This is a genomic window from Ruminococcus sp. (assembly GCF_016283395.1).
The window spans coordinates 16,994-33,245 of sequence record NZ_JAEEMU010000038.1 but is presented as its reverse complement, the minus strand read 5'-3'; the positions used below and the strand labels follow the sequence as shown (position 1 = coordinate 33,245).

Sequence of the window (16,252 nt, the reverse complement as noted above, 5' to 3'; positions counted from 1 at the left end):
CATATTTATCGTTAATAAATGTATTAACGCTCCTTTTCCGTCAGCTTCTGATACATCTTCATCAGCTCTGCCACGCACTCGCTTTCGGTGATCTTCTTATCGAAGCCATAAGCAGCCATGACAGCCAGATCGTTAGCCTGATGAGCCTTTCGCAGCTCAGGCGGCATAGTTGTTTCATCGTAGAGATCGGCAAGAGAGCAATCTGGATACTGTGCTCTTGCGTCAAGTATCATCTGAGCTGTCTGCTCTATCCTTGCCTTTTGTTCGTCCGTAGGCGTACACCACGGGAAATTATTATATACAACATCGTTTGAATATCTAAAATCACTTTTTATTCTTCCGCACACTGCTTTTGTCCAAGCCATATGCACATTAGAAATCATTATCCCTAAATGATACAGAGTTGCATTGGGGAGCATATTATTTGCGTCACCACATATTACATCTGCACTCATAAAACCAAAAGGAATATATTTTCTGTTTTCAGATGAATGACGAGGAATAAGAATATAACTTGTTTCTGGCTGTCTCAATTCCATAAATCTCGTTGGATAATCGGCATATTTCCTTGTAGCTTCTTTTGTACTGGAAAGTCTAAATTCTCTAACTAAGGAAATACGTTTTTTTATTTCGGGAAGTTTTGATAATACAGAATAATTTCTATTATCTATCCAAATACAATATCTACATATGTTATGAAGGTATTCTTTTGCACCAAGAAACGTCCTGATACAAGCTTTGGATAATGGTTCTTTTATTATTAGCTCATTATATTCATCTTCTGACAAAAGAAGATGTCCTCCATCAACTGGACTGCTGCCCTTAAGCATTTCTGGCACTTCTGATAGTGGCTTTTTTCTGCTTTCAACAAATACATCTGGTGCTTCAATGAGATATGCATTTATATTCTTAACAATCTTTATTATTCCATTATCATAAATCCGCTTATCAGCCTTATTCTCTGCTATACTAAAGCCAACAATAACGCAATGCACATGAGCCTTTAAGCTTGCTTCACTGTCCCAACGGAACGTCCTGTGAGCAAAGTCGATGTGTATTCCGAAACGGTCATACAACGGCTTCCAGACTCCTGCAACCTGTTCGCCCTGTGTAATGCTGTTCGTTGAAACAAAGGCTGTTCTTATTGCAGTATTCTCCATGAGCTGTGCAGCCTTGAAATACCATGCTGCTACATAATCTATCTTACCGGCTGTCTTATACGGCTTGCCCTTTTCGTCAACGTAGATCGACAGCATATCTTCTTTCTGTGCTTTGCTTTGCAGAGAATAGCCGACAAATGGCGGATTTCCCATTATATATGAAAGCTTGTCTTTTGGCACAACACTCTCCCAATCAGTCCTCAGAGCGTTTCCCTCTGTTATATTTGCGTAGGATTTCAATGGGAGAAAAGGAATGTTATGCTCAACTATTTCCTCTGTCTCCTGCAACATCTGAGCTTCCGCTATCCAGAGAGCCGTTTTTGCTACCGTTACAGCAAAGTCGTTTATCTCAATGCCGTAAAACTGAGAAATATTCACCTTGATCGGATCAATGTCAAACATCATCTGACCGTCAAGAATGTATTTTAAGGCTTCATTTTCAAGTCGGCGCAGACTTATGTATGTTTCAGTCAGGAAGTTTCCGCTGCCACAGGCAGGATCGAGGAATGTCAGACTTGCAAGCTTGTCTCGGAATTCCTCAATCTTTGCTTTTTTTGTCTTATCGACCTTGTATGTTGCCTTGATATTTTCAAGCTCCTTCCGCAACTCATCGAGGAACAGCGGATCAATGACCTTGTGAATGTTCTCTATGGAAGTATAGTGCATACCGCCGCTGCGTCTTGTCTCAGGGTTCAGTGTGCTTTCAAATACGGCTCCGAATATAGTCGGAGATATACCTGACCAGTCAAAATCTTCACTTGCATTTCGGAGAAGAATATCAATTATCTCGTCAGTAAAGCGAGGTATCTCAATGTGTTCGTCCGCAAAAAGACCTCCGTTGACGTATGGGAACGCTGCAAGATCATCATCGAGGTACTTGTCTCTATCCTCTGGCTTTGTATCAAGTATCTGGAAAAGCTCTATCAGAGCCTTGCGGAAGTCCCGAGCTGAGAAACGCTTCATGTAGTCATGGAACATCTGATGTTTGCCGAATATATCAGCGTCCTCTGCATAAAGGCAGAATACAAGACGTACACAGAGCTTATTTAGGCTTTTCAGTGTTTCCTCACTGTCTGGATCAGCGTACTGTTTGAGGATAGCGTCATAGAGCTTTCCAACAAGCTCTCCTGCCTTCAAGGAAATTTCCATTTCCTTTTTTATATTCTCATTGGCAGTATCCACGATGAAAGCAAGTCTATAATACTCCTTTGCCAAGTCCTTGAGGAATATCTGCTCAGGTTCACCGTTTGGCTTCTCCATATCATATACAAGGAACTCTGCAAAGTTACAAGTTATTATCCAACGAGGACGCTTTGAATACGGCAGCTCCGCAGCGTAACGCTTTGCCTGTTGGAACGGAGATAGCACAGAGCCGTCCGACTGCTTTATTCCTTTGCGCAGGTCCTTGTCCAAGCTCTTTTGCTCTATCATTACATGAGTTGAGTTTATATAACCGTCTATGAAGCTTGTATGGTCAAGCATGACCTGATCTTCAAAGCTTATAAATCCTGCTATATCCTTTACTCCGTATACATTCACAAGCAAGTCCAACCAAAACTGCTGCGATTGTCCTTTTTCGTAGCCTTTGCCCTCCCAACGTGCGGCAAAGTCCTTTGCTGCTTTTTTCTGCTCCTTATCGGTCACGGTTATCCCTCCTGAGTTTTATTTATATCAATTATAACAGACTTATCACTTACAGCGTCATAAACTATTACACGATTTATATTTAAATCAGAACGCTTCGTTGAAAGATAATGATAGGCAAGTACTTGTCGTACACAGGTTTCGTCAATGTAATTTCTTACTTTTACATCTAATATCGTGTCAGTAGTGATATAATCGGCAAGACCAGCAATATGCCTAATAGATAAATTCGGATCTATATTATCTATCATTGGTCTATCAGAATATAATGTTCTTTTTACATAATTTGCTGTTTTTGTACCTAATTCAACAACAAGATTTATAAAGTAATTGTATTTTTCTTGAATAAGCTGCTGAACAGGTATACCTTTAATTATTTTAGATACTCTTGTTCCAAAGCTTCTTGCCATCATTTCCTTATATTTCAACATACAGGCTCGAATTATAATATTGTCGTTTATTAAATCTGAGCATAACTCTTTTTGGGCTTGCTCAATAAATTGAGCTAAGTAAGCCTTGCCATATACTAAATATTTGGAATAGTACTCTGTACAGTATCCTATAATTGAATTGCATTTCTTATCAAGCTTAAAATTGTTTTTTCCACTGAAATATTGTGATGAAGCTTGAGCTAACTCATGACTATACTTATTTGATAAAAAAATATTCAGTTTGTCAAAATTACCTATTTTCGCACTTACAGATGAGGACTCAATCCAGACTAAGTTATCCATAAACTTTATTTGTTTCATTAAATCCACACCAATAATTGCACTTTCTTTATCATTTTCAATTTTATCATATTCTGTATATGAATTATAATGTTCAAGTTGTTTTTGTGTAATGAAAAAACGGGGTTTTATGTAGTTGTTTTTTATCATGAATTCTTCTTCATTATCTAATTTTTCATATAAGCTTTCAAATGAATACTTTACGTTTGGAATTATGTTATTATTAAAGCTGCTTTCTGCATTTTTTAATATTTCTGAAATTTTAGAGACTATCCCATTAATACTAATAAATACATAGTCCTGATTATTTAATAACATATCTATATATGAAAAATATGTTGTGATGTCTTTTTCACTTATCTTAACAACTTCATTACTTGTGCGAGTAACAAAAAAAGGCTCAAACGGTGAATATAGTATCTTTTTATTATAAATGTTGTATTGTTCATCAAATAGAGCATAGATCAGTCTTTTAGTAAGAGTATTATCTTTGACTGAAAAAAAAGAAGGAACAAGCATTAATTTAATAAAACGTTCTATTGGTTTAGAAAGAAAATCATTTGGAATTTTTCTCTTCTTTAGTTCGATATAATAAAACTGAAACAGAAGGAGGTCATATTCGTCACAAAAGTCATTGAGACAATATGTTTTTAAATTGTCCCCAAGTTTGATACTAACTTTTTTATCTCCTAAAGTTGATAGAAGATGACAAAATTGCTTCATTCCAAATTTTTTTATATTAGTATTTACATAATCGTCCACATAGTTTTTTAAATATTCTTTTTTATATTTTGAATAATCAATTCTTTTTATAAGTTCGTCAAGGCAACGATTATCGAGCTTTAAACGTATTAATTCTGCACGGTAATTGCTCTTATAATTTTTAAAAATCTGACGAATATCGTTTGAAATAGTACATTTCACGTTAGTCTCTAAATAATTAGTTTCAGCTAATCTATAGTAAGGGGCACATTCACGAATATATATTTCACCTGTATCGTAATCGGTGCGTTTCTCTGCTGTTATAAGTTTGAGCTTAGGTATGTTATCAATATGTATTTTTTTGGTATATGTGTATACATAATTCTTTAAGCCATTAATAGAGACATCATAAAATCTGGTCAATGGAGTAACAATATTGAAACCTGTATCTTCATCAATCTTAATATCAAATTTTCCTGTTTCTCCCTCCAATTCAAGCACAAATAGTCCATTAGGCAATTGACCATTAACTACATCTATTGTCGTGTTAGGCTTTAATGCTTCACATGAGATGTGATTACAAAATGCCATTTGAAGTTCACCATTCTCGTCTGTGGAAACCTTCATTTTTTCTACATTATAATATACATAGCATTCTCTTGTCCCTTTCAGAAGTTCTTCGTTCTCAGGTGATAATATATCTATATCTTCTCTATATAATAAAGCATTACGTCTACATCTGCCAATAGCTTGAATTGTGGTTGCATTATTGCTTGGCTGATTATCCATATAAAGAACGTGTGCTCTGCGAATATCAATACCCTCTATAAGCTTGAACTTATTGATAATTACATCATATTCGTTATCATCTTCACATAGTTCTGACATAATAAAGTTTTCATTTGTTATGTCTATATGCTTTAGTTTGTTTTTATTACATAGCTCTATAATTCTGTCATATAACTTTTCATCTCCACCTACACATCGAAAAATTGCACATGGATTATACTTAGCAACGTTCTTATGAATAGCTTTTATTTCAAGTAATTTGTTAATAGCTTCTTCAGGTGTTCCATTTGTTTGATGGACAGTTCGTAACATCATAGTTTGGGTAAAATTGCATTGAATATCACTATATTGGTTTGTTGCAGAGAAGTTAATAACTTTGTAACACTTGTCTAATAGTAATTCGTCAAAGCGATTAGTCTTAATATGCCCTTCATCTCGTAGCCATATACATTTAGTCATCAATGGTATTTTATTAATAATACTCTCAGCGTCAAGCTTACTGTTTATCTTATAATCAGCACTTCCGTAAACGATAAAATTGTTTTTATAACAATCTTTTATAAGATTGTTTCTAACTTGAAGATGTAATTGACCTTTTGAGAGTGTTGTAATTATAAAGAAATAATCAGAAAACTTATTAATCAGTTTACTCATCATCTTTGTTTTTCCCGTACCAGTCGCAGAGGTGAAATTGATTGCTTTAAGATTTTTATAATCTGGACTATTGATTATCCTAATTAGTTCATCAATATATTCGTCTTGTAGCATATTTATTTCCTTAAAGGCATCTTTTTTATTCATTTATATCCCCCCATTTATTATACTACATTGAAAAGAAATCTGGTTTAATAATATCACATTTTATTGTGTGTGTCAACGAAACATAAATGAAATACCCCTATATAATATAGGGGTATCACGATTAATGTTTTATGTTCTTCTTCATAAATTCTTCCATCGGGAGAACTTCGTCTTTTGTTGTTGAAACATAAGCATAATATGAAAGAATATTTGAAGCGTCTACTGCGTTTATCTTTCCATCATGATCTACGTCAGCAGCTACCTTTTGATTATTATCAAATCCGCCATCTTTATTGGTCGAAATCATCGCATAATAGGCAAGAACTGTTGAAGCATCAACGGCATCTATTGTTCCATTATTATTTACATCGCCAAGTCTATATTCAACAGGCTGAGAAATAGTAGTTGTTATAGTTGTTGTAGTCGTAATAGATGTAGTCGTTGTAGTAACTGAACTTGTCGTGACTGGCTGAACATTAATTTTTAACTGAACTACATTTGACTCAACATCAATCACACTAATAATTGCTTCTCCAGTTCCTATAGCAGTAATTGTACCATTATTAGATACAACGGCAACTTCCTTATTATTTGAACTAAATATTAAATCACTTGTATCAATTGGGATTACATATTGATCCCCATTAGTTAGAGTTAATGTTGTATTTTTCAAAACATCAAGCTTATTGGTAGTAGTTGTAGGCTTCTGCGTTGTGGTCGTTGAGGTAGTAGTTGTTGTTGTAGGCTTCTGCGTTGTAGTCGTTGATGTTGTAGTAGTTGTTGTAGGCTTCTGCGTTGTAGTCGTTGATGTTGTAGTAGTTGTTGTAGGCTTCTGCGTTGTAGTCATTGATGTTGTCGTTGTCGTTGTAGGCTTCTGCGTTGTAGTCATTGATGTTGTCGTTGTCGTTGTAGGCTTCTGCGTTGTAGTCATTGATGTTGTCGTTGTCGTTGTAGGCTTCTGTGTTGTAGTTGTTGATGTTGTAGTGGTAGTTGTAGACTTTTGCGTTGTAGTCGTTGATGTTGTAGTGGTCGGTATAACTGGTAAAACATTAACTGTCATTTGTACAGCCTCAGAATTGTTGTTATAAACAGTTATTAAAGCACTTCCTTCGCCAACAGCGGTTATCAGTCCTTTCTTTGATACTATTGCAACATCGTTATTGTTTGACTTATAAAAAAGATCTTTTTGATTTGCAAGTATATTGTATTGATCTCCATTTCTAAGGTCAATTTGAGTTTCATCAAGCATTAGATCTAAAGGCATAAAATTATTTTTATATTTCTTTGTGTATTGTTGTGCAGTTGAACTAATATAACCATAAATACAGCCATCAAATCCTATATTGTCCTTCAATTCACAGTTTTCATTTTCTATTTTTAGTTCTTGCATATTTTCATTGCCAAGAAAAGCCCATTGTTCGATTTTCTTTACACTTTCAGGTAATGACATTGATTTTAATTCTGCACTTTGCGAAAAAGCTCCTTGATGAATTTCTTCAAGTCCTTGTGGAATTGTTATTTCTTCTAATTTACAGAAATTGAAAGAACCAATTTCAATTATTCTTACATTATCTGGAATAATGTATGTCTTATCTTTTTTTCCGTCAGGATATGCATACAATACACTTTTATCTTTACTAAATAGTACACCATCTTGACTTGAGTAATACTCATTATTAGGAGAAACATTAATTTCACATAAGTTCTCAGATTGATAGAAAGCAGAACCATATACTGATTTTCCTGTTCCTATATCTCCAATATTGGAAACATTTTTGGGAATGTATATTGATTTAAGGTTTGGACAACCAGCAAAAGCACCTTCGCCTATATCTGTTAAAGTTTCAGGAAGTTCAATTGAATTGATTTTACTTCCTTGAAAAGCACCTCTTTCGATTTTCATAATCCCCTCTGGAAGATTAATTGTTTCAATCGGACACATAGCAAATGCACTGGAACCGATTTCTGTAACCGAAGCTGGTATTTCAACCGTTTTTAGATTTTCACATGAAGAAAACATTCCTCCACTTATTCTTTTCAAATTTGAAGGTAAGCTTACTTCTTCAAGACTTGAACAGCAATTTAATATTGATCCTCCATAAGTTTGAACCGAGGCAGGAAATGCTATTTTCTTTAGTTTTTTGCAACTCTGAAAAGCACAAAACTCTATTTTAGTTACGCTGTCAGGAATAGTAACTTCTTCTATTTCCTCACAGAAAGTAAAAGCCATTTCACCAATAGAGGTTATGCCATCTTCAATAATAACTTTTTTTATGCCTCCTCTGTAATCTTCCCATGGAATATTGGTAAAGTTAGTTTCCATGTCTCCACTTCCACTTATGGTTAAAGTTCCTGATTTATCATATTCCCATTTTGCACTTTTTCCACACTCTCCGCCCGCAATGACTTCGTCTTTCCAATGAGCATATAGAATTGTATCTCCGAGTGTTTTATATGATGTTTCATTAGTTACTTTTTCGCCACCATCTATAGATGTATACCATCCAGTAAATGTATAATTCTCCTTGTTAGGGACTGGTAACATTCCATATTGTTCATTATAAATCACTTTTTTACTGCTTTTTTCACATTCACCACCAGTTGAATTAAATGATACAGTATATTCATTTCCTTTCCAGTGGGCAGAAAGAGTGTGATCATGATTTATTGTTACAGAAGAATTTGAATTAATCCATTCTCCATTTGATGAATACCATCCATCAAATGAATAACCATTTAATGTCGCACTGGGTAAATCACCATACGTTTCTCCATATTTAACGTCTTTTTGAGATGAAGTGGATTTTCCATCACCAGCATTAAAGTTTACCTTAATTACACTTGGCGAAGGCGATACTGAAGGACTTGAACAATACCAAACTTTATCAATCGCATAGATACTTATTATTGCTTGAGAAACAGGAATACGCCCATTTGGAGCACCGTTTGCTGGATCAGCACAGTAAAAAGTGCCATTAGTATAATCAGTAAGTAGTATTGCATGAGGATAGTCATAATTATATACGACTATTCCTTCGGGGTGTTGATTTAGCATTGATATTAATGTGTCGGTATCACCTCTATTAACATATTTATATGTAACATTAATGCCTTTATAGCTGAAACTATTATATAATCCTTCTGAAAACCAGGCGGTTGGCATTAAAGAGCTTTCTGTAATCGAATACCAATCCCAATCACCACGCAAATAAGCAACACGGCGCATTAGCATTGCAGAAGCTACTAAAGTACAAGTTACACTTCCGGGTGGTTGTTTAAGGAAAACATCCGCTTGATTAATTTGTTCAATAGTAGTTGCGTATGAAATGTTGTTTTCTGTTAAATTATGAGAAAAAGGTAGAAAAGATAATGCTAAAGTAAATGCAGTAAAACAACTTATAATTTTTTTTGTCTTCATATGGTACCTCCAATAGTCTATTAATAAAAGTACATTTGTATTATATACTATCGAAAAGAAATGAACAACAGCAGGATTTTTAAATTAACATTCTGGAAATATTTTTTTACGTTTTGAATATTACATATTACTCCTGTTTGTATAAATTCACAAATAATTGTGAGTTTTAATAAAATGGTCGTTGTCTGTGTATTGCCTAAATGGAGCTATAACGCGATTGTGTTATTATTACGAAAAGGATATGGACTTTTGCAAATTACAAGTGGTATATTTTGTTGACAATCGGACTTCATAATGCTATACTTTGTTTGATATGTATTCAAACAATCAGAGGTAGGAGGAAAAATGAGGAATAAACTTGGAAGATTAATGATTCTTTTTTCAATAGGATTATGTCTTTTTTCAGGCTGCATTGAAAACAAAACTACGCATAGTTCATCTATCGAAGTCACAAGCATTTCTGTAACTACAGAAAGCTATATTTCTTCTATTACTACTTCCACTGTTTCAGTAACAACATTATCAGCAACTACTTCCACTTTACTTGTCACAACTCTTGCTGAAGAAATAACTACTGTTACCGAGCCACAAATACAACCTACTGCGTTTTCTATTGAAGCTGTTCCTGAGTATAGTGGAATGCCTTATGCCGAAATAAATGATAACAAACCTTTTTTTACAGACTATCCTACAAATTCATTTGAATACTACAGTCCACTGGACGATCTTGGACGTTGTGGTACTGCTTTTGCGAACGTAAGCATTGAGATTATGCCAACTGAACCGAGAGGCGAGATCGGAGCTATTAAGCCATCGGGATGGCAAACAGCTAATTACAGCGGTATTATAGATGATATTTACTTATATAATAGATGTCATCTTATTGGCTATCAACTTGCAGGGGAGAACGCAAATGTACTGAACCTTATCACAGGAACACGATATATGAACATTGAAGGTATGCAGCCTTTCGAGAATAAAGTGGCTAACTATGTGAAGTCTTACAATGCTCATGTCCTTTATCGAGTTACACCTGTTTTTGAAGGCAATAATCTTGTTGCGTCAGGTGTTCTTATGGAAGCGTATTCATTGGACGATAACGGTGCTGGCATTCAATTCTGCGTATACTGCTATAATGTTCAGCCTAATATCGGAATAAACTATGCAGACGGAAGCAGTTGGAGCTTAATACAAGAAACAGAGCCTTTACTCACAGAACAAGCTGACAGCGTTCCTGAAAGAAATATACCTATTGAAGATTACCCAACATATATCCTTAATACGAATACTAAGAAATTTCACTATCCTTCTTGTTCAAGCGTAGATAGCATGAAAGATAAGAATAAACTTGAATACACTGGAACAAGAGATGATGTGATAGCAATGGGATATGAGCCATGCAAACGCTGTAATCCATAAAAACAGCATTATTGAAAAAGAAAAGCTCCCTTATGTAGGGAGCTTTCGTAATAATAAACTTATTTCTTCTTCATAAATTCTTCCATTGACATTACTTCTTCCTTTGTTGTCGAAACATAAGCATAATATGAAAGAATATTTGAAGCATCTACGGCATTTATCTTTCCGTCGTGATCTACGTCAGCAGCTGCCTTTTGATTATTATCAAATCCACCATCTTTATTGGTTGAAATCATCGCATAATAGGCGAGAACCGTTGAAGCGTCTACAGCGTCTATATTTCCATTATTATTAATATCACCGAGGGAATATTCCGTAACAGGAGGCTCTGGCGTTGTATTGGACGTTGTAGTAGTGTTGGGAACGGTAGTTGAAGTAGTAGTTTCAGAAGATGTGGTAGTGGAAGTTGTTGTTGTGCTTGTAGTTGTTGTAGTCGACGAAGTTGTGCTTGTTGAAGTTAATGTAGAAGTTGTCGGAACGCCTGTTGTTGTAGATTGGCTTATATCTTTATCATACTTACCAAGAGACTCAAATTTATACCTATATTTATCTGCGTATGCTTGTGCAGTTGAACCTTCATATCCATGAATAACGCCATCGAACACATATATACTTTTGGCTGAACCATCAGGATCATCAACCATTTTATTGCAAATAGTGTTTCCATTTCCGTTTATTTTACATTCAGGGTTTAAGATATAAATTTCTTCAAGATCATAACACAAAGCAAAGCAGTTATTTCCTATAGAAGATACATTCTCTGGAATAGTTACAGATTTTAATTTATGGCAAAACTCAAATGCTCCTTGATTTAGCAATGATAAAGAAGAAGGAAGATCTATAGACTCAAGGTTTTCAAATCCACTAAATGCTGATTTTCCTATTTCTTCGAGTGTGTCAGGCAGAACAACATTATTCATAGTTTTATTATTGGCAAACGCATGAGTACCGATAATTTTTACTCCGTCGGGAATATTATAAGTTTCCTCAGTTTTTCCTAAAGGATATGCAATAATTCGCTTTTTATCCTTACTGAAAAGAATACCATTAATACTTGTAAAAGTATCATTTGCACCGTCTATATAGATATTTTTCAAATCCCTATTATAATTAAAATCAGAGTTAATCTCAGAAAGATTATCCGGCAAGGTTATGGAAGTAAACTTTTGCTTTGAGCTAAACACTAATTTTGCTATACCTGTTACCTGAACTTCGTTAATAGTTGAAGGAATGATTATATCTCCGTCTACACCAGCTTTTATAGCTGCAAGGTCTGCGTGATCTGAGTAAACATTGAATGTAAAATCGCCAACAGTTTCCTTTTCATATTCTTCCGCAGCTTTAACGGAAATAGAAGAAAATGGTACATTGCTCGTTAATGTAACTGAACCACAAATAATAGTTGTTGATATTAATCCTGCTAATAATTTAGTAAACTTCATGATTATATGCTCCTTTCAGAGTTAATTATTTTGCTTAATTATATCACACAAATGCAGCTACGTCAATATTAATACAATAGTTGATATTTGTATCAACAGACTTTTCTGAAATAACTCATAGATTTTGAATATATCTACACTTTGGAAAATTGCTACAACCATAGAACTGATTACCTGCCTTATCACCTCTTTTCGCGGTACGCAGTACAAGAGGACTTCCACATTTGGGGCAATGTGGAACTGTATTAACCTGTGGTGAAGATGTAGGTTGAACAACAGGAGGAATATTCTGCTGAGGGATAGGGGGAGCAGCATTCACAGGTTGAGTATTTGTATGTCTTTTATGGTACTTCATATTGATATTATCAATGTGAGCTTGTTTTTGAGCTTCTGAAACGTCAGTTAGCCTAAAAAGGATATTGTACGTTGCCTCAATATCACTATCAGAAATAATATTTGGGAGATTATCCCATACGCTTCTAATTCTCCAGTATAAGCTCTCTCTTTTACATATTATGGCTTCGACACTATCAGCTGGTACTCTTTTTAACTCACACCTATCTGAGAATACAATAATAGAGTACATAGGAATACTAATTGAAGAAAAATTAGCCATATAAGCACTTAACCACTTAATATGAGTACGATTTTGCTTCAATGGACTGTAAAATCTGTTCTTTTGACCGTTTGGCAAAGATGATGTCCAATACTGAGACTTCTCATCTCCGAAAATCCAACCTGAATAGTTTTTACTTTCAATAACAAAAATGCCTTTTTGAGTTATATAAACAAGATCAATCTCAGATGTTTCACCATTATCTTTGGGAATATAGATGTTTTTGAGCGTTTTTCCTTTGCGTCCAAATAAATTTACCATGTTGAGCTTGCGTTCTGTAAGCTTCTCTCCATACTTTCCCAACCTTTCGTCTGTCCAGTATAAATCGCTTATTGCGTCCGCGAGCAAGTCAATCAGACCTTTTGCCATAGTATCAACTCCTTTATTTTTTTATCTGATATACCATTAAGAAACAAGTATCAGTGTAAGACTATATCATAGCTATTATTCCATTAATTTAAATAAGCGAACTAATAAGGAAGCAATGCCAATTCCTAAAACAATTGACACAAGATAAGTGTTATCCCAAATATAAATGAGCTTATCAAAGATGAAAAATAAGGCTATTATAGTATTGATAGATAATGTAATACGATAGGTTCTTTTTTTATCTTCTTTCTTTTCTATGAAGTATTCACCTTTTATATTTTCATATATTTCCTTCTTAGCTCCTTTCACGGAATACACACTTTTTAAAGGAATAATATTACCAATTAATGCACATAAGGGAGCTATCATATATTCCAGAAAATCATCTGTATCTTCATCTCCATTTATTAAATCGCCAAAATTTAAAAGTCCAAATATGACAAGAGTAATAAAAGCAACTATAAGTGTTAATAAATAGATGAGATTTTTAATATTGGCATCCAGCGTTTTTTCTTTTGATTTGAAAAGAAATGAGTCCATTATCCACATTACAACATATATAGAAACAACATTTAAAAGCAATAACAATATCTTCAATATAATACAATCAGCACTCTTGTAAAAACAATAGAATAAAGCTGGTAAAAAATAAACTATAAAAATACAGATACACGAAAAGTGAAAAATCCACTTACTGATTTCATTATTATTTATTGTTGTTTCTTCATAATTAGTTTTCTCTTTTTTTACTTTCGAACGTAAAGGAGCAAATACAGCGGCAAAAAGCATAATAAAAATAATGGAGAAAATAATAGTCAAGCCAATAATTTTTAGTGACATATTTAACCTTCTTTCAAATAGTATAGCAATTATATATTGAAATCCTTAACTAACTTATAAAATCTATTCTTTTTCATATCGAGCTTTTTCATTGTAGCAACTGCGGTCTGTTCGCCATTGCGCCATTTCTTACACTCAGCTCTGAACTTTTCTTCATTGAAAGGAATAGGCTTGCGTCCTTTGTACTTGCCTTGCTGCTTCGCTAAAGCAATACCTTCACGCTGCCGTTGCAGGATCGTTTCACGTTCAAGCTCTGCCAGAGCTGCGAACACAGTGAGCATGAACCGTCCCTGCGGAGTATCAGTGTCCACATTCTCTTTTAGGCTGATAAGTCCAACGCCTTTATCGGTCAGCTCCTGAACGATCTGTAACATATCCCTTGTACTTCTTGCAAGTCGGGAAAAGTCAGAAACAACAACAACATCGCCCTCACGGACGTAACTGAGCATAGCTTGCAGCTGTGGTCGGTCCGTATTCTTGCCGCTGAGCTTGTCGATGAATATTTTTTTTATTTTTTCAGTGTAGCCTTCAAAGGAGTGGAGCTGACGAGCTTCATTCTGCTCCATTGATGACACACGAGCATAACCTATGTATGTTTTATCCATGTTGCTTTCCTTTCCGTTGATATTTGTATCAACTCAAATTTTTATATTGACAACTCCTTTATTATGTGATATTATAAAAAGGTTTGAAGGTATCAAACGGAGGCTTGGGATATACTTATTATAATTATAAAGGAGTTTTTTGTATGCGAGAATTTAAGTATGTCTCAAGGAAAGAAGCTGCTCCACATAAGGGGAATATAATCTCACTTATTAAAGCAGTTCAGAAGGAAGTTAAACCTTACTTCACGTTTCGCTTTGACTTTATTGGAAGTTCAAGCCGTAATATGATTACCTGTGAGGTAAAAGGGAATATTGGGTTTGACTTTGATCTGAACATCGAGCCGAATGTTCCAGAAGGGAAGTACAGTCCAGAATTTATAAGAAAAGTCATTTTTAAAGCTTTTCAAAAACACATGAGACAATTCGGCTATTCAAAGATTGAAAATTCAAAAAGCGTAATTACACTTAAAGCAGTAGATAAATCGAAAAGTAAAATTGAACATAGCTGTGATATAGCGATAGTACGTCATTGTAATGACGGACGTCAGAAGTATATCAGGTACAACAAAGGGAATAATCCTTATTTTAGTTGGGAGTTCCGAGATAAATCGTATTATATTGGTGACAAATTACAATGGATTGAAAAAAACAACTATAAACCATTACTCCGTGAGCGTTACTTGTTCTATAAAGGTAACAACAATAATCCTGATAAGCATTCAAGGACGCTCTTTGCCGAAACCGTAAATAATATTTACAACGAATATCGGTATTTGAACAGATAAATTATAAAAGTGTCCTTTTAGAGTGGCAAATTATTAGCGGACGTCCGCTAAATAATGAAACGTCTTTAAGAGGACACTTTTTGTCTATCCCGATAGAGTTTACTCTATAAGGATAATTCTATTATATCACATTATAAAAGGCGGTTCAATATTGTGAACCGCCTTTTTTATTAGTTGCTGATTAGATGCAAAAACGCCCAAGTAAAAGGTGCATGAGATTAAACCTTTTATTGGACGTTTGTAATGTATCATTTTGTTCGTTTTTAATCATATCAGTTACATAGGCAATTAACTGCTCAGGAGTTGGCTTTTCTCCATTAGGGCAAATCTGACGCCATCTGTCATATATTTCCTTGTCAGTGCTGTTATAGCATTCGTCAATTAACTCCTGTATCACATCTCTTACCTCAGATAAGGGAACGCCGAATTCGTATGCAGCTCTTTTTAGTCCTTTTTTGATTGTGTTCATAGTAGATACCTCCATAATTAAGATGATAGTATCATTATAACACACGATCTGATAAAAGGCGTCAGAATAAAAAGAGAGAAAAAGTCGAATTAAGTCGAATTATATCGATTCGGTTGATATTTGTATCAACTTTCTTGAAAAAGAAAAAACTGAGTTAATTGCTAATGTAAATCAGAAATTACCGCTGGTTGAAATCAGAATTTTCATCCGAATAATCTATAATTACTTTCTTGCATTCTCTACAGAGGAAAGCTGTAACAGCAGATCCCTTCAGAAAGGATAGTTCTGAAAGAATCACAGAACTTTCATGAAACTGTGCCCGACCCAAGAGCGGCCTTTTGTCGCCTTTCTTCCATGAGATCTCCTGTGGGCTTTGAATAAATCCCAATTCCATTTCTTTTTTACAATATGGGCATTTCATATTGATCCTCCTCTTCAAATTCCGATTTAGTTTTTATTATT

The 16,252-nt window shown here is 34.6% G+C and carries 11 protein-coding genes; 2 read left to right on the top strand and 9 right to left on the bottom strand.

The genetic code is table 11. From position 1 onward, the window contains the following. Positions 1-23: 23 nt before the first annotated feature. From QZZ41_RS06730 to QZZ41_RS06720, 3 genes are all read right to left on the bottom strand, one after another. Entirely contained in the window at positions 24-2,804 is a 2,781-nt protein-coding gene (locus QZZ41_RS06730) for a DNA methyltransferase (RefSeq protein WP_295069729.1), read from the bottom strand. 2 nt (positions 2,805-2,806) lie between these two features. Beyond that, positions 2,807-5,827 (bottom strand): DEAD/DEAH box helicase family protein, encoded by a 3,021-nt coding sequence (locus tag QZZ41_RS06725; protein WP_295069728.1) that lies wholly within the window; start codon positions 5,825-5,827, stop codon positions 2,807-2,809. A 121-nt stretch (positions 5,828-5,948) separates the two neighbouring features. Further along, positions 5,949-9,245 carry a leucine-rich repeat protein gene (locus QZZ41_RS06720; protein ID WP_295069726.1) on the bottom strand — a complete coding sequence of 1,099 codons (3,297 nt, stop codon included), beginning with the start codon at positions 9,243-9,245 and terminating at the stop codon, positions 5,949-5,951. Positions 9,246-9,614: 369 nt separating this feature from the next. Here QZZ41_RS06720 and QZZ41_RS06715 point away from each other — a divergent pair, with 369 nt between their 5' ends. Further along, positions 9,615-10,664: a DNA/RNA non-specific endonuclease gene (locus QZZ41_RS06715; RefSeq protein ID WP_295069724.1), complete on the top strand. Its 1,050-nt coding sequence runs from the start codon at positions 9,615-9,617 to the stop codon at positions 10,662-10,664. A gap of 59 nt (positions 10,665-10,723) precedes the next feature. Here the strand turns inward: QZZ41_RS06715 and QZZ41_RS06710 are convergent, their stop codons facing one another. The 4 genes from QZZ41_RS06710 to QZZ41_RS06695 form a co-directional block, all read right to left on the bottom strand. Then, positions 10,724-12,106, bottom strand: a complete 1,383-nt coding sequence (locus tag QZZ41_RS06710) for a leucine-rich repeat protein (protein ID WP_295069722.1) — start codon at positions 12,104-12,106, stop codon at positions 10,724-10,726. A gap of 115 nt (positions 12,107-12,221) precedes the next feature. Next, positions 12,222-13,091: an NERD domain-containing protein gene (locus tag QZZ41_RS06705; RefSeq protein ID WP_295069721.1), complete on the bottom strand. Its 870-nt coding sequence runs from the start codon at positions 13,089-13,091 to the stop codon at positions 12,222-12,224. Positions 13,092-13,166: 75 nt separating this feature from the next. Then, on the bottom strand, positions 13,167-13,931 hold the full coding sequence (locus QZZ41_RS06700) for a hypothetical protein (RefSeq protein WP_295069719.1): 765 nt from the start codon (positions 13,929-13,931) through the stop codon (positions 13,167-13,169). Positions 13,932-13,960: 29 nt separating this feature from the next. Continuing rightward, on the bottom strand, positions 13,961-14,536 hold the full coding sequence (locus QZZ41_RS06695) for a recombinase family protein (protein WP_295069717.1): 576 nt from the start codon (positions 14,534-14,536) through the stop codon (positions 13,961-13,963). Between the two features lie 143 nt (positions 14,537-14,679). On the opposite strand from QZZ41_RS06695, the gene QZZ41_RS06690 reads away from it, so the two are divergent. Then, entirely contained in the window at positions 14,680-15,321 is a 642-nt protein-coding gene (locus QZZ41_RS06690) for a hypothetical protein (protein WP_295069715.1), read from the top strand. A gap of 181 nt (positions 15,322-15,502) precedes the next feature. Here QZZ41_RS06690 and QZZ41_RS06685 read toward each other — a convergent pair whose 3' ends face one another. Together QZZ41_RS06685 and QZZ41_RS06680 are read right to left on the bottom strand one after the other, a co-directional pair. Beyond that, on the bottom strand, positions 15,503-15,790 hold the full coding sequence (locus tag QZZ41_RS06685) for a hypothetical protein (protein ID WP_367267453.1): 288 nt from the start codon (positions 15,788-15,790) through the stop codon (positions 15,503-15,505). A 178-nt stretch (positions 15,791-15,968) separates the two neighbouring features. Beyond that, positions 15,969-16,211, bottom strand: coding sequence for a PF20097 family protein (locus QZZ41_RS06680; protein ID WP_295069711.1), 243 nt, complete (start codon positions 16,209-16,211; stop codon positions 15,969-15,971). Positions 16,212-16,252 lie beyond the last annotated feature (41 nt).

Bases quoted from the DNA above. Each gene is read 5' to 3' on its own strand.
- QZZ41_RS06725 (WP_295069728.1), bottom strand. From the start codon at position 5,827: ATGAATAAAAAAGATGCCTTTAAGGAAATAAATATGCTACAAGACGAA.
- QZZ41_RS06720 (WP_295069726.1), bottom strand. From the start codon at position 9,245: ATGAAGACAAAAAAAATTATAAGTTGTTTTACTGCATTTACTTTAGCA.
- QZZ41_RS06715 (WP_295069724.1), top strand. From the start codon at position 9,615: ATGATTCTTTTTTCAATAGGATTATGTCTTTTTTCAGGCTGCATTGAA.
- QZZ41_RS06710 (WP_295069722.1), bottom strand. From the start codon at position 12,106: ATGAAGTTTACTAAATTATTAGCAGGATTAATATCAACAACTATTATT.
- QZZ41_RS06705 (WP_295069721.1), bottom strand. From the start codon at position 13,091: ATGGCAAAAGGTCTGATTGACTTGCTCGCGGACGCAATAAGCGATTTA.
- QZZ41_RS06700 (WP_295069719.1), bottom strand. From the start codon at position 13,931: ATGTCACTAAAAATTATTGGCTTGACTATTATTTTCTCCATTATTTTT.
- QZZ41_RS06695 (WP_295069717.1), bottom strand. From the start codon at position 14,536: ATGGATAAAACATACATAGGTTATGCTCGTGTGTCATCAATGGAGCAG.
- QZZ41_RS06690 (WP_295069715.1), top strand. From the start codon at position 14,680: ATGCGAGAATTTAAGTATGTCTCAAGGAAAGAAGCTGCTCCACATAAG.
- QZZ41_RS06685 (WP_367267453.1), bottom strand. From the start codon at position 15,790: ATGAACACAATCAAAAAAGGACTAAAAAGAGCTGCATACGAATTCGGC.
- QZZ41_RS06680 (WP_295069711.1), bottom strand. From the start codon at position 16,211: ATGAAATGCCCATATTGTAAAAAAGAAATGGAATTGGGATTTATTCAA.